Annotated in this window: 19 protein-coding genes; 12 read left to right on the top strand and 7 right to left on the bottom strand. The window is 70.6% G+C overall.

The features are described 5' to 3' along the window. The first annotated feature begins 336 nt into the window (after positions 1–336). A complete protein-coding gene (locus OG758_RS36330; RefSeq protein ID WP_326716156.1) occupies positions 337–1,884 on the top strand; it encodes a serine/threonine-protein kinase in 1,548 nt (515 codons plus the stop codon). Positions 1,885–1,980: 96 nt separating this feature from the next. Here OG758_RS36330 and OG758_RS36325 read toward each other — a convergent pair whose 3' ends face one another. After that, positions 1,981–2,790, bottom strand: coding sequence for an SGNH/GDSL hydrolase family protein (locus tag OG758_RS36325; protein ID WP_326713773.1), 810 nt, complete (start codon positions 2,788–2,790; stop codon positions 1,981–1,983). 441 nt (positions 2,791–3,231) lie between these two features. Between OG758_RS36325 and OG758_RS36320 the strand changes: the two genes are divergently transcribed. The 6 genes from OG758_RS36320 (at position 3,232) to OG758_RS36295 (ending at position 11,525) form a co-directional block, all read left to right on the top strand. Continuing rightward, positions 3,232–3,570: a hypothetical protein gene (locus OG758_RS36320; protein ID WP_326713772.1), complete on the top strand. Its 339-nt coding sequence runs from the start codon at positions 3,232–3,234 to the stop codon at positions 3,568–3,570. A 1-nt stretch (position 3,571) separates the two neighbouring features. Then, on the top strand, positions 3,572–4,666 hold the full coding sequence (locus tag OG758_RS36315; protein WP_326713771.1) for a GNAT family N-acetyltransferase: 1,095 nt from the start codon (positions 3,572–3,574) through the stop codon (positions 4,664–4,666). 377 nt (positions 4,667–5,043) lie between these two features. Then, positions 5,044–5,844 (top strand): glycosyltransferase family 2 protein, encoded by an 801-nt coding sequence (locus OG758_RS36310; protein ID WP_326713770.1) that lies wholly within the window; start codon positions 5,044–5,046, stop codon positions 5,842–5,844. Beyond that, complete coding sequence (locus OG758_RS36305) at positions 5,841–6,854, top strand: glycosyltransferase family 2 protein (protein WP_326713769.1); 1,014 nt, start codon at positions 5,841–5,843, stop codon at positions 6,852–6,854. Before OG758_RS36310 ends, OG758_RS36305 begins: the two co-directional genes overlap by 4 nt. Continuing rightward, positions 6,851–7,651 (top strand): polysaccharide deacetylase family protein, encoded by an 801-nt coding sequence (locus OG758_RS36300; RefSeq protein WP_326713768.1) that lies wholly within the window; start codon positions 6,851–6,853, stop codon positions 7,649–7,651. The genes OG758_RS36305 and OG758_RS36300 overlap by 4 nt, the downstream gene beginning before the upstream one ends. Further along, positions 7,644–11,525: a lipopolysaccharide biosynthesis protein gene (locus OG758_RS36295; RefSeq protein ID WP_442810374.1), complete on the top strand. Its 3,882-nt coding sequence runs from the start codon at positions 7,644–7,646 to the stop codon at positions 11,523–11,525. Before OG758_RS36300 ends, OG758_RS36295 begins: the two co-directional genes overlap by 8 nt. Before the next feature lie 39 nt (positions 11,526–11,564). On the opposite strand, the gene OG758_RS36290 is transcribed toward OG758_RS36295, so the two are convergent. Next, entirely contained in the window at positions 11,565–12,989 is a 1,425-nt protein-coding gene (locus OG758_RS36290) for a GH39 family glycosyl hydrolase (RefSeq protein ID WP_326713767.1), read from the bottom strand. 154 nt (positions 12,990–13,143) lie between these two features. Between OG758_RS36290 and OG758_RS36285 the strand changes: the two genes are divergently transcribed. Next, positions 13,144–14,238, top strand: coding sequence for a DUF5925 domain-containing protein (locus OG758_RS36285; RefSeq protein ID WP_326713766.1), 1,095 nt, complete (start codon positions 13,144–13,146; stop codon positions 14,236–14,238). Positions 14,239–14,281: 43 nt separating this feature from the next. Here the strand turns inward: OG758_RS36285 and OG758_RS36280 are convergent, their stop codons facing one another. Beyond that, on the bottom strand, positions 14,282–14,662 hold the full coding sequence (locus tag OG758_RS36280; protein WP_326713765.1) for a GntR family transcriptional regulator: 381 nt from the start codon (positions 14,660–14,662) through the stop codon (positions 14,282–14,284). Positions 14,663–14,732: 70 nt separating this feature from the next. Between OG758_RS36280 and OG758_RS36275 the strand changes: the two genes are divergently transcribed. Together OG758_RS36275 and OG758_RS36270 are read left to right on the top strand one after the other, a co-directional pair. Further along, the gene (locus OG758_RS36275; protein ID WP_326713764.1) at positions 14,733–15,653 is read left to right on the top strand and encodes a GNAT family N-acetyltransferase; all 921 of its coding nucleotides are present in this window, start codon (positions 14,733–14,735) and stop codon (positions 15,651–15,653) included. Continuing rightward, positions 15,634–16,134 carry a DUF402 domain-containing protein gene (locus OG758_RS36270; protein WP_326713763.1) on the top strand — a complete coding sequence of 167 codons (501 nt, stop codon included), beginning with the start codon at positions 15,634–15,636 and terminating at the stop codon, positions 16,132–16,134. The genes OG758_RS36275 and OG758_RS36270 overlap by 20 nt, the downstream gene beginning before the upstream one ends. Here OG758_RS36270 and OG758_RS36265 read toward each other — a convergent pair. Beyond that, the gene (locus tag OG758_RS36265) at positions 16,131–16,766 is read right to left on the bottom strand and encodes a class I SAM-dependent methyltransferase (RefSeq protein WP_326713762.1); all 636 of its coding nucleotides are present in this window, start codon (positions 16,764–16,766) and stop codon (positions 16,131–16,133) included. The two genes, OG758_RS36270 and OG758_RS36265, sit on opposite strands and share 4 nt — an antisense overlap. A 110-nt stretch (positions 16,767–16,876) precedes the next feature. Here OG758_RS36265 and OG758_RS36260 point away from each other — a divergent pair, with 110 nt between their 5' ends. Then, entirely contained in the window at positions 16,877–17,017 is a 141-nt protein-coding gene (locus tag OG758_RS36260) for a hypothetical protein (protein WP_326713761.1), read from the top strand. 19 nt (positions 17,018–17,036) lie between these two features. On the opposite strand, the gene OG758_RS36255 is transcribed toward OG758_RS36260, so the two are convergent. The 3 genes from OG758_RS36255 to OG758_RS49155 all read right to left on the bottom strand — a co-directional run bounded on the left by OG758_RS36255 (position 17,037) and on the right by OG758_RS49155 (position 18,712). Continuing rightward, the gene (locus OG758_RS36255; RefSeq protein ID WP_326713760.1) at positions 17,037–17,516 is read right to left on the bottom strand and encodes a GNAT family N-acetyltransferase; all 480 of its coding nucleotides are present in this window, start codon (positions 17,514–17,516) and stop codon (positions 17,037–17,039) included. 260 nt (positions 17,517–17,776) lie between these two features. After that, entirely contained in the window at positions 17,777–18,478 is a 702-nt protein-coding gene (locus tag OG758_RS36250) for a class I SAM-dependent methyltransferase (RefSeq protein WP_326713759.1), read from the bottom strand. A gap of 9 nt (positions 18,479–18,487) precedes the next feature. Next, positions 18,488–18,712, bottom strand: coding sequence for a transposase (locus tag OG758_RS49155; RefSeq protein ID WP_442810433.1), 225 nt, complete (start codon positions 18,710–18,712; stop codon positions 18,488–18,490). Positions 18,713–19,257: 545 nt separating this feature from the next. Here OG758_RS49155 and OG758_RS36240 point away from each other — a divergent pair. Further along, on the top strand, positions 19,258–20,247 hold the full coding sequence (locus OG758_RS36240; protein WP_326713758.1) for a lytic polysaccharide monooxygenase auxiliary activity family 9 protein: 990 nt from the start codon (positions 19,258–19,260) through the stop codon (positions 20,245–20,247). The last annotated feature ends 58 nt before the right edge of the window (positions 20,248–20,305 follow it).

The raw sequence follows: 20,305 nt of genomic DNA, 5'->3' as shown, positions 1-20,305 counted from the left end.
TCCCCACCCGTACGAGGGCACCCGGCCCGGGCAGGTTAACCCTATCGCCCCGTCGCGACACTCGTGTATCCCGGCCACAGGATTCACCTCCCCTATAAGGAGGTTGACGATTACTCACCGAATCCGACTGATTCCAGGGCGAGTTGGACATGGCGGGCAGGAACGGGCACGTCCGGAACGTGGTCGATCTCACGGACACTGGGCTAGCTTTGTGGAGAATCGCACCGCTACGGATGGGGGTCGCCCGTGAGCGAGAATCCGGGCCGTGGAGAGACCGGTGAAGCGCGTGTGATCGCGGGGCGCTACCGGCTGCTGAGCCCCCTGGGCGAGGGCGGCATGGGCACCGTCTGGCGCGCCCGCGACGAGGTCCTGGGCCGCGAGGTCGCCGTCAAGGAGGTGCGCGCCCCGGCCGGGCTCCCGACGAGCGAGGTCGACCGGATGTACGCGCGCCTGGAGCGGGAGGCCTGGGCAGCGGCCCGTATCTCGCACCGGAACGTGGTCACTGTGTACGACGTGGCGACCGAGGAGGGCCGCCCCTGGATCGTGATGGAACTGGTGCGCGGGCTCTCCCTGTCCGACCTCCTGGACGCCGAGGGACCGCTGCCCCCGCGGCGCGCGGCGCACATCGGGGCCGAGGTGGTCTCCGCGCTGCGCGCCGCGCACGAGGCCGGCGTCCTGCACCGGGACGTGAAGCCGGGCAACGTACTGATCGCGAACGACGGACGCATCGTCCTGACCGACTTCGGCATCGCCACGGTCGAGGGCACTTCGGCGATCACGATGACGGGCGAGGTGATCGGCTCGCCCGAATTCCTCGCTCCGGAGCGGGCGTTGGGTCGCACACCGGGCCCCGAGTCCGACCTGTGGTCGCTCGGGGTCCTGCTGTACGCGGCCGTCGAGGGGCAGTCGCCGTTCCGGCAGGAGACGCCGTTGAACACGCTGCGGGCGGTGGTGGACGAGGAACTGCCGCCGGCCCACCGCGCGGGCCCGCTGGCACCCGTCATCGAGGGGCTGTTGCGCAAGGATCCGGCCGAGCGGACGCCGGCGGCCGACGCCGAGCGCGATCTGCGGCTGCTGGGCTCGGGCGGCACGCCCCGCGCGGGTACGGTCCTGGCGTCCCCGGAGTCGACGCCGACGCAGACGTCGTGGCAGGGAACGCCGCCGGCTCCTGTTCCCGCCGGATTCGCCTCGGGGCAAGGCGCGACGCCCTCCCCGGATCCGGCCACGCCGCCTCCGGAACGCCCCCGCCGCTCCGTCGCCGTCCTGCTCGTCGGCGTCGTGGCGCTGCTCCTTGCGCTCGGCGGCCTCACGTACGCGCTGATGAACCGGGGCGACGGGAGTGACAACTCCGGGGACAACAGTGCGAGTTCCGGCGGAAGCGTCTCCGGCACCCCGCGCAGCCCGTCGGACGATGATTCGAAGGGTGGCGGAGCAGGATCGCCCAGCGGGGACGGCGGCGGCAGCAAGGGCGGCAGCGGAGAACACTCGACGCCACCGCAGCAGTCCGTGCGCGTCAGCGTCTCGGCGGTGCACGGGAGTTACAGCGGTACCTGCCCGCCGCCGGGTGGGGAGGCTCCGGCCTTCAGGGCGACCTTCACGGTGGGCCGCGTGCCCGTCGACGTCCAGTACCGCTGGGTGACGGAGAGCGGCGAGTCGAGCGACCCGGGGTGGAAGACGCTCAGCTTCGCGTCCGGCGGCCCGAAGACCAGGTCGGTCGACCATGTCGAGACGGGCTACACGGACGGGGCCACGCTCCACAACCAGGTGAGTGTGGAGGTGCGCGACCCCGTCCGTGCCACGTCGAACTCGGTGGCGTACTCGGTGACGTGCAAGACGGAGCCCCCTACGGGCGGGACCTCTCCCTCGCCGTCATCGTCGTACTAGGCCTTTCGTTTGCACCGGACCCCGCGAGCCCGGCGGGATCCGGACGAGAGGCCCCAGGTGAGCGGACGTGCAGGGCGGTACTCGGAACTCGACGGGCTAGGCGGCCGCGCTGAACACGGGGAGGTAGCCGCCGGACTGGCCGGCCGCGGTGGGGTGGTAGGACTCGCTGGGGTCCAGCCAGTTGACGCTGTGCAGCCAGGCGCTGCCCGAGCAGATCTCGTGACCGGTGAACGTCGAGGTCACGTTGCCGAACGCGAAGCCGTGGTCGGCGGCCCGCTTGGCGGTGGTGGAGTTGATCAGGTCGGCCGCGCCGTTGATCGCGGCGCGTTCGGTCTCGGTCAGGCCCGCGATGCAGGAGCCGTTGAGCTGGTAGAAGCGCGGGTATCCCAGGACGACGACATGGGCGGCCGGTGCCCTCGCGGTTATCGCGGAGTACACCGAGTCGAGCTGGCCGGGCAGGGTGTTCTGGACGTAGGCCTTGGCCTCGTTGACGCGGGCGACACAGGTCGACTCGGACTGCAGGACGCAGGTGGTCATGACGTCCGCGAAGCCCGCGTCGTTGCCGCCGATCGACAGCGAGACGAGGCCGGTGCCGGGGCCGAGCGGGCCCAGCTGTCCGGAGAGAACGTCACTCGTGCGAGCGCCCGAGCAGGCGGTGAAGCTGAAGCTCGACGGTGAGTGGGCGGCCGCCCAGAGTGCGGGATAGGCCTTCGTGCTGCGCTTGCAGGAGCCGCTGGAGCTGTCGTAGCTGCCGGCACCCACGCCGGACGAGTACGAGTCGCCGAGTGCCACATAGCCCGTGGCCGCTGCCTGTTCGGACGCCTGGGCCGCTGTCGCTCCGGTGAGGGCGACGCCGACCGCAAAGAGGATTGAGGTCACGTACGCCGTAATTCGGAAACGTCTCATGAAAACCTCCTTTAGCAGGATCTCTGCCACAACTGTGGTAGCACGCCCCACAGTTCACGGGAAGTGTCCATGTCAACCTTTTCTCGTACGCCTCACGAGAGTTCGCCCGGCGTTCGATTGCAGGTACATGTCAGGCTTATGACATACCCTCAACTTCCTTGCGCTACGCCCGTAGACCGGCCGATCTCAACTGCACCTGTGTGAACGTGAGTTCGCGCGTGACACACCAGGTCTCCGGGGAACGTGCGTATGACATCTGCACCCTCCCTCCGCACCTTGACTGGGGCCCCGGGACTGCGCGACATTGAAGCCCGGCATCCGGCGCTTCGGGGGGCAAAGTCGCCAATGCAGACCATCGGCATCAAGCCACCGTCATCAGACAGAGCACCGTCACCTGCGCAGTTGGGACGCAGCAGGGACGTATCACCCTTGCTGGCAGGGGTGGCCGCCGCTGTCGCAGGGGTCGGCGCGGTACTGGCGCTCGCGGACATCACGTCGCCGCTGCGCGGCCCGTTGACGCTCTTCTTCCTTCTCGCGGCGCCGGGCGCCGCGATCGCTTCGGCGCTGCGCGGACTCGATCCGTGGGGTCGCTGGATCTCCGCCGTCTCGGGAGCGGTCGCGCTCGACCTGCTCGTGGCCGAGGCGATGCTCGCCACGCACCGCTGGTCGGTGACCGGCGGGGTCGTCACGATCGCGGCGATCAGCGTCGTCGGCCTCCTCGCACCCATGGTCCCCGCGCGACGGCTGCTCGGCCGCGCACCGGGAAGGCGGGACTCCTGACGTGGACATCACCCTGCACCGGCCCGGTGAGCTGACCGCCGCCGACCGGGCCGCCTGGACCGCCATGCAGTCCAAGGCGCATCTGCACGGCACGCCCGAGCTGGCGAACCCTTTCCTCTCACCCGAGTTCACCCTCGCGATGGGCCGCTGCCGGCGCGGGGTGCGGATCGCCGTCGTGCGCGAGGACGGCGAACCCGCGGCGTTCTTCCCGTTCCAGAGATCCGTGACCGGCGTCGGCAGAGCGGTCGGCCTCGGCGTCTCCGACAGTCAGGGCCTGGTGCACAGACCCGGCTTCGAGTGGGACGCCCGTGACCTCCTGCGGGCCTGCGGGCTCTCGGTTTGGGAGTTCGACCACCTGGCGGGAGGCCAGGAGCCGTTCGAGGCGGAGGCCTCCGGCAGCTTCCCTTCCCCGGTCATGGACGTCGACCAGGGGTACGAGACGTATCTGCGCCTGCTGCGCGAGCGGTCGCCGAAGTTCGCCAGGACGACGCTGGCCAAGGACCGCAAGCTGGGCCGGGACGCCGGCGAGGTGCGCTACGTGCACGACGAGCGCGACCCGCGGGCCCTGGCGACGCTGATGGAGTGGAAGTCGGCCCAGTACCGCAGGACCGGCCGCAGCGACCGCTTCTCGCACGCGTGGATCACCCGCCTCGCGCAGCAGCTCTTCCACACCTCTTCGGAGCCGTTCGCCGGGATCCTGTCGGTCCTGTACGCGGGCGGGCAGCCGGTCGCCGCGCACTTCGGGCTCCGCTCGGAGCGCGTGCTCGCCTGCTGGTTCCCGGCCTACGACCCGGCGTTCGCGAAGTTCTCGCCCGGGCTGATCCTGCATCTGCGCATGGCCGAGGCGGCCGCCGCCGACGGCATCGCCTATCTGGATCTCGGCCGCGGCCAGAAGGAATACAAGGACTCCCTCAAGACACGGGAACTGATCGTGCACGAGGGTTGGGTGACGCGCCGTCATCCGGTCGCTCTCGGACACCGGGCGCGCCGCGCTCCGGTCCGGGCGCTGCGTAACACCGTGCTGTCCCGGCCCGAATTCTTCGAGCCGGCCGACAAACTCCTGAAACGGATGGGGAAAATCCGTTCGGGGAGTTAAAGGCGAGGGTCAGGTAAAGGCCAAAAACAACAGAAAAGTGAGACCTGGATACAGGTCTTGCCATACAGTCTCAATCATCAATACCGTCGTACATCCACCCGCATCGGACCATCAACGCAATAGCGATCCAGGGGAGGGCTCAGGATCGCGATGGTCGGGCGCGGGGCGCGGTAGGGGGGTGCCGTGCTCGGTGACCGAAATTCAGCCGAGTCGCGTGCCGCGTGGCCGATTTAGTCGATCGGTCTATTTTGCCAGCTCACCCGGCCTGTACAGAGCTCCATTTGTCATGGCCATAAGTGAGAACCCCCCTTTCGAACCGGACAGACAACCGGACCGCCCGGGGGCGGGCGGTCCACCGGACGAGAGGGACCAGACTCATGAGTTCTTTTGTGCGTCCTGCGATATCCAGCCAGTACAGGGCGATCTCGAACCATCTCGCGATTGCGCCGCCGGTGAGCGTCGTGATCCCGGCCATGAATGAGGCGGAAAATCTTCCGTACGTCTTCAAAACCCTTCCCGACTGGATCCACGAAGTGGTTCTCGTCGACGGGAATTCCACCGACAACACGGTGGAAGTCGCCCGCGAACTGTGGCCCGACGTGGTCGTCGTCCCGCAGCGCGGCAAGGGCAAGGGCGACGCTCTGATCGCCGGCTTCGAGGCGTGCACCGGGGACATCATCGTGATGGTCGACGCGGACGGTTCCGCGGACGGCCAGGAGATCGTCTCCTACGTCTCCGCCCTGGTCTCGGGCGCCGACTTCGCCAAGGGCTCCCGCTTCGCCAACGGCGGCGGCACCGACGACATGACGCCGATCCGCAAGCTCGGCAACTGGGCGCTGTGCACGGTCGTCAACAAGAAGTTCGGCGCCCGCTACACCGACCTCTGCTACGGCTACAACGCGTTCTGGAGGCACTGCCTGGACCAGATCGACCTCGACTGCACCGGCTTCGAGGTCGAGACCCTGATGAACATCCGGGTCGTCAAGGCCGGCCTCAAGGTCCAGGAGATCCCGAGCCACGAGTATCTGCGGATCCATGGCGCGAGCAACCTGCGGGCCGTGCGGGACGGGCTCCGGGTCCTCAGGGTGATCCTCAAGGAGCGCTCGACCCGGCGCGCCCAGCGCCGCCGCCGGACGCAGGCGACCATGCTCAACACGGGCCGGGGAGAGGTGTCTTGAGCGCTCACGCCCCGCACGGCGGCGTGTCCGTCGTGATCTGCGTCTACACCGAGGACCGCTGGGAGGACATCCTCGCGGCGGTGTCCTCGGTGCGGGCGCAGTCGCTTCCGGCGCTCGAGACGCTGCTGGTGGTCGACCACAATCCGGCTCTCCTGGAGCGCCTCGGCAAGGAGTTCAAGGAGTCCGAAGACGTCCGTGTGCTCGCCAACGCGGGCCCCCGCGGCCTGTCCGCGGGACGCAACACGGGCATCGCCGTCTCGCGCGGCGGGATCATCGCGTTCCTCGACGACGACGCGGTCGCGGAGCGGGACTGGCTGCGTCACTTCGCCGCCGGGTACGACGATCCCCTGGTCATGGCGGTCGGCGGCCGCACGGAACCCGTCTGGGCCTCGGGCCGCCGCCCCGCGTGGTTCCCCGAGGAGTTCGACTGGGTCGTCGGCTGTACGTACAAGGGGCTGCCGCGCGGGAAGGTGCGGGTGCGCAACGTGCTCGGCGGGAACGCCTCGTTCCGGCGGTCCGCGTTCGACGCGGCGGGCGGCTTCGCGACGGGCATCGGCCGCGACGGCGACAAGCGGCCGCTCGGCTGCGAGGAGACGGAGCTGTGCATCCGGCTCACCCGCGCCCGGCCGGACGCGGTGCTCCTGATCGACGACCGCGCGGTGATCCACCACCGGGTCCCCGCGGGCCGCGAACGCTTCGCCTACTTCCGCACCCGGGCGTACGCCGAGGGGCTTTCCAAGGCACTGGTCGCGCAGAGCGTGGGAGCGGACAAGGGCCTCGAGTCCGAGCGGCGCTACGCCACGCGGGTCCTGCCGGCCGGAGTGGCGCGCGGGGTGAGGGACTTCGTCCTCGCGCGGCCGGGGGGCGCGGGGCGGGCCGGGGCGATCGTGGCCGGAGTGCTCACGACGGCCGGCGGGTACGCGCTCGGCAGCCTCAGGGCGCGCAGGACGGGCGCGACGTTCTCGGTCGTGGAGATCGGGGCCGCCGAGGGGGGCGGTGGGCCGTCATGAGCACGCCCGTGCCCATCCTCATGTACCACTCGGTGGCGCGTGAGCCGAACGACGCGACGCGCGAGCTGTCGGTGACGCCCGAGGCGTTCGCCGAACAGCTCGCGGCCGTCGCCGACCTCGGCCTCACTCCCCTGACGACCGCCGAACTCGCCGCGATCTGGCGCTCCCCGGGGCGCGCCCTGCCCGAGCGGCCCGTCCTCATCACCTTCGACGACGGCTACGAGGGCGTGCACCGCCACGCGCTCCCCGTCCTCGCCAAGTACGGCTTCCCGTCGACGCTGTTCGTGTCGACGGGCTGGCTGCGCGGGGCGTACGACACCGGGGGCGGGCTCGACACGATGCTCGGCTGGGACGAGGTGCGCGCGCTCGCCGGTGCCGGGACGGAGATCGGCGGGCACAGCCACACGCATCCGCAGCTCGACCAGCTCGACGACGACGCGCTCGGGTTCGAGCTGCTGCGCTGCAAGGAGATCGTCGCCGACGAACTCGGCGCGGTGCCGCAGTCGTTCGCGTATCCGTACGGCTACTCCAGCCGGCGGGTGCGCGCCGCCGTGCGCGGGGCCGGGTTCGCCCAGTCCCTGGCGGTCGGCAACGGCCTGGCCCGGCGGCGGCAGGGCCCGTACGCCCTCCGGCGCGTCACCGTGCGCCGCGCCACCGGTATCGAGGAGTTCACACGGCTCGTGGAGGGCCGCGCGATCGCCCGCAACTTCGCCAGGGACCGTGCCCTCACCAAGGGGTACGCCCTCGTCCGCAGAGCCCGACAGGTCCGCCGGAAGGCAATCCGAACCCGTGTCTGACACGACCACCGCCCAGGCCGCCACGACCACACCGACGACCGAGCCCCAGCAGCCGGCCGGCCGCAAACTGCGGCTGCCCGGCATGGGCAAGGGCGGCAAGGGCAACAAGGACGGCATGGGGTCGGGGGGCGGGAACCAGCTGTTCCGCAACGCCTATGCCCTGATGCTCAACACCGGCATCTCCGGAGTGCTCGGCGTCGGCTTCTGGCTTGCCGCCGCCCGCTACTACTCGGCGGACTCCGTGGGTCAGGGCTCGGCGGCCATCGCGGCGATGAAGTTCCTCGCGGGGCTGACCGCGGTGACCCTGACGGGCGCGCTGGCCCGCTTCATCCCGATCGCGGGGCGGCGCACCGGCAGTTTCATCTTCCGTACGTACGCGGGGAGTTCGCTCGCCGTCGCGTGCGCGGCGCTGGTCTTCCTGCTGACGCTGGACGTCTGGGGGCCGTCGTACCGGTTCCTGCACGGCCCGGTCAACGGGCTCGGTTTCATCGCCGCCGTGGTCGCCTGGTCGCTGCTCACGCTCCAGGACGGCGTGCTGACCGGGCTGCGCAGCGCGCTGTGGGTGCCGGTCGGCAACACCCTCTTCTCCACGGTCAAGCTGGGCCTGCTGATCGCGTTCGCCGTGGCGATCCCCACGACCGGCGTCTTCGTCTCGTGGGTCGTGGCCATCGCGACGTCCGTGATCCCGCTGGGCTGGCTGGTGTTCCGGCGCCTGGTGCCGCGGCACGTCGAGCTCACGGCGCACCGGACGAACCCGCCGACGCTGCGCGAGGTGGGCCGCTTCCTGGCGGGCGACTACACGGGCTCCCTGTTCTCGCTCGCCGTCGTCTACCTCGTCCCGGTCCTGATCGCCTCGCAGGTCAGCTCCGCCGACAACGCGTACTTCTACATCACCACCACGATCGGCGGCACCGTCAACCTGCTCGCCATCAACATGGGCGCGTCACTGACGGTGGAGGGCTCGCACGACCCCGCGCAGCTCGCGGCGAACACCCGGGCCGCGCTACGCCGGATGACGCGGATCATGCTGCCGATCTGCGGGCTGCTGTTCCTCGCGGCGCCGCTGGTCCTGCACGTCTTCGGCGACGACTACGCGCACGCGGCGACGCCGCTGCTGCGCTGGTTCGCGGTCGGCGCGGCCCTGCGCGTGGTCATGGAGACGTACTTCGCGGTGCTGCGTGCGCAGAGCCGGACGGCCGGACTCGCCTGGCTGCAGGGCCTGTTGTGCGTCCTCGTCCTCGGTCTGACGCTGCTGCTCCTGCCCCGGATGGGCCTGACGGGCGCGGGCGTCGCGGAGATCTCCAGCCTGGCCGTGATCGTGGCGCTCGCCGCGCCGAAGCTGTACCGCATCGTGCGGACCGCTCCCCCGGCGCCGGCTGTCGTGGCGGCCCCTGACGGCGATCTGGCCGACCTCGGCACTCCGGACGTGACCACGGGGGCCAAGCGGCAGGGGCCCGGGCAGGCGCTGCGCGGCACGCTCGACTCCGACACACTGCACCTCGCGGTGCAGCTCAATCTGGACCATCAGGAGCGGCGCCCCGACGTGCGGCCGGGGCCCGCGACACCCGCGCACGGGACGCCGGCGGCGGCGGGCGGGGAGGACGACATGGGGCACCGGCCGACCTGGGCGCTGAAGTCCCCACCGCCACCGGCGCCGAGACCGCCAGCCGAGCGGGAGCCGGCCCCGGCCTCTGCCACCTCCGAAACTTCTGCCGCGTCGGAGGCTTCTGACACCTCAGGCGTCGATGGCACCTCAGGCATCGATGGCGCCTCTGACACGGCAGGCGCCTTCGACACGGCAGTTCTCGCCCCACCTGCCACACCCACAGCCACCCCCCGGACCCTGCGGGACCGGCTCGCGCTGCTGAGCCCGCGCGTCGTCGTCCTGGCGCTGCTGCTGGTCGCCGCGCTCGGGCTGTACTGGGGACCCGTACTCGGCCTGAACGACGGTGATCTCGACGGGATGGGCGGGCTCGGGCTCATCTCGGTGCTGCCGCCCGCCACGCTGCTCGGCGCGGCGCTCCTGATCGGCGTGTTCGCGTCCCTCCTGTGGCTCGAACGCCCGCACAAATGGATGCTGTTGCTGACGCTGCTCGCCACGGTCGTCTCGCTGCACGCCCTGCCCGCCGTGATCGAGGCCGAGCCGCGCTTCGCGACGGCATGGCAGCACCTGGGCTTCATGGAGTACATCGACAGGACCGGCTCGGCGGTGCCCGACCTGGACGCGCGCTGGAGCTGGCCGGGGTTCTTCGCCGCCGCGACGTTCGTCGCCAAGGCGTGCGGCGTCACGGACATGACGGAGGTCATCCGCTGGTGGCCGCTCGCCATGCAACTGCTCTACCTGGCGCCGATGTTCCTGCTGACACGCTCGATGCGGGCGAGCTGGCGCGCCCGGTGGACCGGGCTGTGGATCTTCGTGCTCAGCGGCTGGGTCGGCCAGGACTACTTCTCCCCGCAGGGCTTCACATACCTCCTCTACCTGGCCTTCGTCGCCATCCTGCTGGTGTGGTTCCGGGCGCCGCGGGTGCTGTGGACCAAGCGGCGGCCCGGCGAGCTGAAGGTCGAACCCACCGACCGGCGCCAGCGGGCGGTGCTGCTGCTCGTCCTGATCGGCCTGTTCGCGGCGACGGTCCCGGCCCACCAGCTCACCCCGTTCGTGATGCTCGGGGTCCTCGCGGTCCTGGTGCTCGTGGGCCGCTCCGAGCTGCGCGGCCTGCCGATCCTGTTCGCGGTCCTGGTCGCCGTCTGGGTCTCGTTCCTCGCGGAGCCGTACTGGTCGGGCCACTTCGACGAGCTGTTCGGCGGGCTCGGCGGCGTCGGCGGCAATGTGTCGTCGTCGGTCTCCGGGCGTATCCAGGGCGGCAGTTCGGCCCACAAACTCGTTCTCTACGCGCGCGTGCTGCTCGCCGGCGGTGTGATGGCGTTCGCGTGCTGGGGCTGGTGGCGGCGGCGCGACGCCAAGTACCGGGAGCGCTCCCTGCTCGTCCTCACGTTCGTGCCGTTCCTGGGCTTCGGCATGCAGTCGTACGGCGGCGAGATGGCGCTGCGCGTCTTCATGTTCGCGCTGCCGGGCGCCGCGCTGCTCGCCGGGCTCGCGCTGTTCCCGCGCACCGGGATCACCGCGAAGGAACGCGACCGCGACCGGGTGAGCCTCGCGCCGCTCGCCGCGCTGCTGGCGGGCCTGATCCTGATGGGCGGGTTCCTCGTGGCGCGCTGGGGCAACGAGCCGTTCGAGCGGATCAGGCCGGGCGAGGTCGCGGCGATGGACTACGTCTACGCGCACGACGATCCGACGGTCCGCCTGTTGTGGATGAGCAACGACACCGTCGACAACGTCACACCCGCGATGCCATGGGGCACGCGTGACATGGAGAAGGTGCAGTACGTTCCCACGCTCGCGCCCGTCGACCCCGTCCTCGTCTCCAGCCTGGTGAAGGCGCTCAAGGACGCGGGCCCGAACTCGTACCTCGTGATCAACAGGAGTCAGGTCGTCTATCTGCAGATGGACGTCGGCTACTCGAAGACCTGGGAGACGCGGCTCATCCGCAACCTCGACGACCGCCAGGAGCTGACGAAGGTCCTCGTCAACGACGACGTCACGATCTACGCGCTGCGCAAGCAGCCGAGCGGTGAGGTCCCGAAGGCCGAGCCGGGGCCGATCGGCCCGCAGATCACCTGGACCCCGTGGTCCGTGGTGGGCGGGCTCGCGGCCGTCGCCCTGGTCCTGCTGCTCGGGGCGCGCGAGATCGTGCGGGTGGCGGTACGTCCGGGTGTGCGGCAACTGCGGTGGCTGCAGAGCAGCTTCTGGTTCTCGCTGCCGCTGCTGGCGGTGCTGCTCGCGTCCATCCTCCAGAGATTCCTGACGATGGCGTAGGCCCCGCGGGTCCTGTGAGCAGTCGGTGGCTCGGGCGGACTACTTCCGCTCGAGCCACTTCACTTCGTAGGCACCCATCTCGAACCGCTTCCCGTCGACCTTCGCGCTGATCTTCCGGTTCAGGGTGTTCACCACGACGACCGTCCTGTCGTCGGCCAGCACCCGCACGTTCGGTACGTCGTCCGCGGCGACCGGCACCGTCTCGTACTCGGTGCCGGGCGGGAACGCCTTGTGGAAGCGGGAGATCAGGTCGTACATGGGCAGTTTCGTGCCGCCGTCGCCCGACTGCGTGGGCGTCCACAGGCAGCCGGCGCACGTCGTGCCCGTCTTCTCCTCCGGGTTCCAGTAGAAGCCGGAGGACGCGCCGCCCTTGGCCATCGCGACGAGGCCGGACGCCTGGACGGCGACGCGGTGCGGCTCGCTCCAGCCCTTGCGGTCGTCGTTCTGGTCGCCGGGTTCCACGTAGTACTCGGCCCACCACAGGGGCAGGTCACGGGTCTGCCGCTCCACCCACTTGCCGACGGCGGTGAGTTTGTCGGTGGCCTTGAACTCGTCGGGCAGCAGCTCGTCGTCGACGGTGTAGCTGGAGCCGTCGACGACGACGAAGTCGGCGCCCGCCTTGTTCTTGTTCCAGTAGCCGAAGGCGTCGAGGACTCGCTGGTCCATGCTGCCCCAGGGCCCCTTCACGTCCGCCGACGCGTTCTCGGTCTGGCGCGGGTCGACACTGTCCATCACCAGGTACGGCCCGCCGACCATGATGTCCTTGTCGACCTTCTTGAGGGCCTTGTAGACGAGGTTGTACAGCTCCGTGTAGCCCTCGTAGTCCCAGCGCTGCTTCCCGTTGTTCCAGAAGCCCTTGAACTCGTTCCAGACGATGAAGTGGCGCACGTCCGGGTAGCGCTCGGCGACCGTCGCGGCGAGCGCGGCGAAGTCCTTGAAGTGCGCGCGGTCGGGCGCGGTCTCCAGGGACTGCCGGCTCCAGTCCGTGTTGTCGACCCCCGCCTTGCCGCCCTTCATCCAGTCCGGGGAGCAGCACAGGGTGACGACGGGGGTGCCGCCCGACTTCCTGATGAAGTCGATCCGGCGGTCCATCTCGTCGAAGTCGTAACGGCCCTTGACCGGCTCGGGGTTCCCGGCGCCCCAGCCCATGATGTGCTGGATCTGTGGAACCCCCTGGCCGGAGGGCATGTCCTCGACCCGCCGCGTCGCGCCGTCGTCTCCCTCGTCCGCGCTGTACTGGGTGTGTGTGAAGCCCCACCCGACCGCCGGCCCCAGCTGCGCGGACGGGTCGGACGGGGAGCCGTGCACCTTGTCACCGGCGCTCGTGGTGCCCCTGTCGTCGGCCCGGTCGTTCGGCAGTGTGCTGATCACCGTCAGCACCAGGGCCAGAGTGGCCACCCCCACGCCGAGCAGAGCGGTGAGCCGCCACCGCCCCGCCCCCGAATTCCACCCATGACGTCCCATCAAGGGCAAGAGTAACTACGGTCCTTCGCGGAGGGACAGCCTCCGCTGCGACAGGGTTGTAACGGGGAACGGGAGCGGCCCGCCGTGCGCGCAAGCGTGTGACGCGCTGCGGAAATCCCGTGCGGGAGCGCCGTGCGTGGCGGATCATGGCGGCATGTCTGCGAACCCACACGACGCGCTGCCGATCCGGCTCAACGTCGACGACAGCGACTCTCCGGCCGACGTCGTCGACGCGCTGTTCCTCGGCCGTTTCGCGACGGGCGAGCAGCCGCACTCGCACGCGGCGAACATCGACCGGGTGCGGTCGGGGGCCACCCTCCTGCCGCCCGACGCGGTGGTCCTGCGCTCCGCGCGCGACGACGACCGCAGCGCGACGCTCGCCGAGGGCGACGGCTGGACCGTTCTCGTCTCCCGCTGGAACAGGGGCGCCGACGTCACGGTGACGGCGACCACCGCCGAGCTCGCCGAGAAGGTGCTCGGGCAGGCCACGGACGGCGCCGCCGACGAGCCCGAACCCCAGCCGGAGAACGTGACGATGGGGTTCTGGTACGTCTCGCCCCGGCGCGGACCGCACCGCACCACGCGGCAGATCTCGGCCGGCACGTGGGACGAGGTGCGGGAGAACTACACGGCGCCGGTGGCCGGGGCCATGGACCAGCTGATGAAGACGACCCCGGAGGACATCGCGGGCCGGCTGCTCCTGCTGCACGGGCCTCCCGGCACGGGCAAGACGTCCGCGCTGCGCACGCTGGCCCGGTCGTGGCGGGACTGGTGCCAGGTGGACTGCGTACTGGACCCGGAGCGGCTGTTCTCCGACGTCGGCTACCTCATGGACATCGCGATCGGCGAGGACGACGGCACGGCGAAGGGCCGCTGGCGTCTCCTCCTCCTGGAGGACTGCGACGAGCTCATCCGAGGCGAGGCCAAGCACACGGCGGGGCAGGCGCTCTCACGCCTGCTCAACCTGACGGACGGCCTGCTCGGGCAGGGGCGGAACGTGCTGGTCGGCGTCACGACGAACGAGGACCTGGAGCGTCTCCACCCGGCGGTCGTGCGCCCCGGCCGCTGCCTGGCCCGTATCGAGGTGGGCCCCCTCACCCACCGCGAGTCGGTGGACTGGCTCGGCAGCGAGGAGGGCGTGGGCCGCGAGGGCGCGACGCTCGCCGAGCTGTACGCGCTGCGCCGCGGCACCAGCCCGGCGTCGGTCCCGGACCAGCGCGATTCGGCGGACGCGGGGCTGTACCTGTAGGGGCAGGGCGCTCAGGCCTTGGGCGCCCTGGGCTGCCGTCCGGTCACCCCTTGTCCCCGTACGACGCCCGCAGCGCGTCCCGTACCGCGCCAAGCGCCTGCGACTCGGAGAGGCCGAGGCGGTGGGCCCGCTCCGCGAACGCGGCGGCCGCCGCCGAGGCCTCCCGGGCCGAGGCGTCACCCGCGGCGGCGACGAATGTGCCGTTGCGGCCGCGCGTCTCGATCACGCCGTCCGACTCGAGCGCCCGATACGCCTTGGCCACCGTGTTGGCGGCCAGGCCGAGCGTCTCGGCGAGCCCGCGCACCGTCGGCAATTTGTAGCCGACGGGCAGGGTCCCGGAGAGGGCCTGTCCGGCGATCTGGGCCCGTACCTGTTCGTAGGGCGCCGTCGCCGCGCCCGCATCGATGTCGATCTTCAAGGTCACGGGCCGATTGTCCCGCACCTCACAAAAATGGGAGGCACCCCGGCGCGCCCCGCGCGTAGCGTGCGGCCGTATGACTGTGATCGTCCGGGCCCTGCGGCCCGAGGACGCGGCTGCGTTCGCCCGGGTTCGCCGCGCCGCGCTGCCCGCCATGCTCGCCACCGCCGAGTCGGTCGCCTTCGATCTGGCGCACGCCCATCCGGACGCCCGGTACCGGCCGCTGGTCGCCGAGGCCGACGGCGAGGTCGTCGGCACCGCACAGGTCGGGATCGCGTACGACAGCCCGGACCCGGGGCAGGGCTATGTGAACGTCTATGTGGACCCCGGGCACACGGGGCTCGGAGCCGGGTCCCTCATCGTGCGGGCGGCGGAGGAGTATCTCGCCGGTGAGGGCGCCGTCGCCGTCTATTCGTGGGTACTGGACACCCCGCGGGACCGGGCGTTCGCCGCGCGCCGCGGCTACCGGGCGAGCCGGCCGGCCCACTTCCTCCGACTGGATCTGGCGCACGGCACGCTGCCGCCGCTCGCCGCGCCGCCGGCCGGAGTGACGCTGCGGACCGGCGCGGACTTCGCGGACGACCCGCGTCCGCTGTTCGACCTGGACGCGGAGACGGTGAGCGATGAACCGAGCGACGTGGCCACGGAGTTCACGGACTACGAGCACTGGCTCGACGAGACCTGGCACCATCCGCTGACCGACCACCAACTGACCTCGGTGGCCGTGGCCGGCGGCCGGCCCGTGGCGTTCAGCCTGGCCCGCACCGATGACGAGACCCGCTACACGTCGGGCATGACCGGCACCGCGCGGGACTTCCGCGGCCGCGGCCTGGCCAAGCTGGCCAAGAACGACTCCCTGCACCGCGCCCGCGAGGCGGGCATCACGGAGGCGTTCACGGGCAACGACGCGGGGAACGGCCCGATGCTCGCGATCAACAAATGGTTCGGCTACGAGATCTGTGCCACGGAGGTACGCCATGTCCGCACCCTCACCTGAGACGACCGAGACGCTTGAGGTAGTCCTGCTCAAGGCGGGCCGTACGAAGATCCGTTACCCCGCGGACGTCGTCCGCGACGACGGCACGCGCGTGACCGTCACCGCCGCCTGGGCCTCCCCCGGGGTCAGGGACTTCGGGTTCGTGCGCTTCGGGCCGGGCGACGTCTTCACCGAGCACTACTGGCGGGACCGGTGGTACGCGGTCAAGGAGGTGCGCACCGGCGGCGGCACGCTCAAGGGCTGGTACTGCGACGTGACCCGGCCGGCGGTCCGCGAGGGCGGCGAACTCGTCGTGGAGGATCTCGACCTCGACCTGTGGGTCTCGGCGGACGGCAGTGACGTACTGCGGCTCGACGAGGACGAGTTCACGGAGAGCGGGCTCGCGGAGCGCGACCCGCACGCGGCGGCGGCCGCGCTCCGCGCCCTCGACGACCTCGAACTCCTCGCGCGCACCGAGGGGTTCGGCCGGCTGCTCGCCTAGAGCCGTGCGGTCGCGACCACCGCGTACCGGTCGTCATCGACCTGCCTCCCCCACAACAACGCGTCGCCGGAGAGCGGTTCGTGCCGGACGTGGGTGGCGAGCGGGGCGAGGGCGCCGGTGAGCCGGGCCGCCGGGATGCCGACGGGGCTGAGCGTTCCCCACACGCCCTCCACCAGGATCAGCCGCCCGCCGGGCCGCAGCAGCGAGAGCCAGTGTGCGAGGGCGCCGTCGAGGTCGGGCAGCGTCCACGCGACGTGCCGCACAAGGACGGCGTCGAAGGTCCCGCCCGCGACAGGCGGCGCCGCGGCGTCCCCGACGAGCACCCGGGCGGCGCGGCCGGCGAGCTTGGCGCGCGCGAGGTCGACCATGGCGGGCGACAGGTCGACCGCGGTCACGCTGTGCCCCTGGTCGGTGGCGAGCAGCGACATGCTGCCCGTACCGCAGCCCAGGTCGAGCAGTTCGCAGGGGTGGTCCGGCAGCCAGTCCCGCAGGCGCGCGGCCCAGGCCCCGCGCACGACGGGATCACGCAGACCGTGGTCGGGTTCGTCGTCGAAGGCCGCGGCCTCGGCGTCCCAGTCGACCCGTTCCAGGGGCGCCATGTCCCGGTTCGTGGTGTCCTCGCTCATCCTCATGCCCAGATCGTGACACCTGCCACTGACAATCACGCTTCGATGCGTCACCCTCCGGGGAACACGTCTACAGCGGTACCGCAGTGGAACCGGGGTAGGCACAGGAGGCAGTCATGCGCCGTGTGACCATCAACAAGCCCGTGGCGAAGACCAGCACCACCCGCCGGCAGCAGCAGGAAGACGCCGCCGAGCGCCGCCACGACCGTCCGGAAGTGCGCAAGGACATCCGGCGCACGTGGTGGCCCGACGAGTGAGCGGGCCGGGGCGCACGCGTCACGCGGGCCGGTCGCTGGAGAGCCTCCTGCGGTAGTGGATGCGGTCGTAAGGGCCGTCGACGCGGCGCTCCACCACCTCGTACCCGTACCGCGGATAGATCTCCTGGTTCTCCCACATCATCGCGTTCGTGTAGAGCCGTACCTCGGGAAGGCCGAGCACGCGCGCGTGCTCGTCGACGAATGCCAGCAGCCGTCGCCCCACGCCCTGCCCATGGGCGTCGGGGTGGACGGCGATGCTGTCGAGGAACAGATGGTCCTCGCGGGGTTCGACGACCACGAGCCCGACGACGGCGGGCGCTCCGCCCCGCTCCCCGTCCACGACGTACACCCTGCCCGCGGCCACCTCGGCGCCGTGGTCGGCCTCCATGGGCGCGGGCACCACTCCGATGCGGTCGATGTAGTGGTGGTACGCGGCGTCGGTCACCGTTTTCACGGCGGGTACGTCGGCTGCCACTGCGCGGCGAACTGTGTGAGTCATGGCCGCACAGTACGGGACCTGATCGCAGCCTGAGCGCCTCCGTAAAACCACCGTAAAGACCCAAGCGCGCCTTGCTGACCTGCAATGCAAGTCAGCAAGGCGCCACGACTTCCCCCTCAACACCTGGCACAGGCAGCCCCGCCGCGGCGCTCGCCATGATCTTCAAGCCGGTCGAGTCCGGCGAAAGCCTGGGCGGGGTCGAGAACGGCGTCCTGGTCGAGCGGTCCGAGGTCGAGGTGGCCTGAGCACGCTCCAGTCGACTACAGCTGGCGCCGGCCGTGAGGCGTGCGCTCGTTCCCGGCGGTGGATTCGGTTGTGGCTGCCTGACGGAGCACGTCGTAGCCGATGAACTCGAACAGGCGGTCGCCGCGGCGCAGGGGGTGGGGCGTTCCGGCGAACCGGTGCACACCGACCCCGAAACCGGCGTCCGCTGCCGACAGCCACTGAAGTGCGAAGCCCTGCGCTTCGAACCATTCGCAGATCTGCGGTACTCGGTCGGGTGCGGCGCGGTGCCGGGTCCAGATGACGGTTCCGCCGGCCTTGCACAGCTGGCTGCAGGCGGCGATGGTGTGCTCGATGTCAGCGTCGGCGATGTTGCCGAAGACGCCGCAGATGAGGACGAGATCCGCAGGAGCTGTGTCCTCGTACTGGTCGATAAGGCCGGCGTCACCAGTCACCACCTCCACGTGTTGCAGGCCGGCCCGGCCGGCCCGTTCCGCAGCGGCCGACGCGTTGCGCGCATCCAGCTCGACGAGCTTCGCCCGTACATCGTCGCGACGGGGGTGCCCGGCCAGAACGTCCAGAAGATCGCGGCCCTCCCCGGCGCAAAGGCTGAGCACCCTCAAATCACCGTCCGGGGCACCAGACAGGGCAGCGCCGACCTGGGCTTGAACCGTCTGTAGCCGTCGTGCCATCCACGAGTCGGCCAGGTCGTACTGATCGTGCCATGCGCTCCAGTCCATGGACGGACGCTACGGCCTCGCACCGCTCGCGAGCGACCCAATTCCGACCGGACCCAGGACGCGGCCATCCACAGGTCTTGTCAATTGCCCGGCGCCGAACTCGGCGGGTATTCCCCGCCACTGCCCGCCCGTCCGAAACCGCCACATCACCCCCTCGAACTGCTGCCGCAGCCGCACCCGGTACGGGCCGTACTCGCCGATCGGCAGGTATGGCTCGATGAACTCCCTCTCCACATCGGTCAATTGCGCACGTCTCACGCAAGACGATCTACCGGATCGAAGATCAGCGCGAGGTCGGGGGTGTTGCCGCGCACCGCTGGCAGTCACTGCGGTGGCAGCTCACCTTCTCCAGCGTGTGTGTCGAGGCTGCGGCGGACATCGATCGGTGTTCATCAGGCGCCATCAGCGATCCCGTCAACCAGCTCACGAACGCTATGGCAGCCACACGGTCCGCCCGTGCCACAGGGGTTGAGCCAGAGCCACTACTGCTCGACAAGCCAGTCTCCTGGGAGCCAAACGGAGAGCCAAGCACCGCGACACCTTCTGGATTCCAGTGGACTGTGGCGGACTGGTTCACGCACAGCACGCAGGTCATCGGGCTCTCTGTAAACGCCCAGCCTGAGCCCCCTATTAGCCCTCCCTTAAACCCACCATAAAGATCGCCATCGCCTGCTCTCAGCAGGCGATTTCGCGGTTTTCAGGGGCTAGCTTTCTCACCGCCGGGGCCCTTGTCGCGGCCTGTCCCCCCACCCCTGAACCGCCGTTGAGGAGTTCCACTCATGACAGTTCGCCGCAAGGCCGCCGCGTTCGCCGTCGCAGGTGCCGTCCCGTTCGCCCTGACCGCGCTGGCCGCCGCGCCCGCGTCGGCGCACGGCTCGATGACGGACCCGGTCAGCCGCGTCTCCGCCTGCTACGCGGAGGGCCCGGAGAGCCCGCGGTCCGCGGCGTGCAAGGCCGCCGTCGCGAGCAGTGGCGCGCAGGCCTTCTACGACTGGAACGCGGTCAACATCGCGAACGCCGCGGGCAAGTCGAAGGAGATCATCCCCGACGGCAAGCTGTGCAGCGCGGGCAACGACAAGTACAAGGGGCTCGATCTTCCGCGCGCCGACTGGCCGTCGAGCCCGATGTCGGCGGGCAGCCACACGTTCCACTACAAGGGAACGGCCCCGCACAAGGGCTCGTTCGAGCTGTACATCACCAAGGACTCGTACGACCCGACGAAGCCGCTGAAGTGGTCGGACCTGGAGGCGCAGCCCTTCGTCAAGGTCACCGACCCGAAGATGGAGAACGGCGACTACGTCTTCGACGGTGACGTCCCGGCGCGGTCGGGCCGCCACCTCATCTACTCGATCTGGCAGCGCTCCGACTCCCCCGAGGCCTTCTACACCTGCTCCGACGTGGTGTTCGGCAAGGACAGCGGGGCCGGTGCGACCGCTCCCGCCGCCTCCGCGCCCTCCGACCAGGAGATCGCGGACGGCGCCGGCAAGTCGTCCGTGGAGCACCACCACGGTGCCGCCGGGGGCAGCGCCGAGCCGCAGGCCGAGGCGTCCGTGGCGCCGGCCGCCGATGCCTCGACGGGCGGCAACGGGCCCGAGGCGAAGGGCGGTGCCACGAAGCCTCTCGCCGACGAGAACCTCGCCGAGACCGGCGGCGACAGCGCCACCCCGTACATCGCGATGGGCGGCGCCGCGGTCCTGGCGGTCGGCGCCGCGACGATGTTCGCGTCGGTGCGGCGCCGCTCCGTGGCGGGCGGGCGCCACAGCCACTGACGCCCACAGCCGGGCCGCCGTCCCTCTGCCCGCTCCTGGGGACGGCGGCCCTTTTGCC

The sequence above is a fragment of the Streptomyces sp. NBC_01474 genome (assembly GCF_035918215.1).
GTDB classification, from domain to species: domain Bacteria; phylum Actinomycetota; class Actinomycetes; order Streptomycetales; family Streptomycetaceae; genus Streptomyces; species Streptomyces aureus.
The sequence above is the reverse complement of the archived record's forward strand: the minus strand, read 5'-3'. Positions and strand labels throughout refer to the sequence as shown.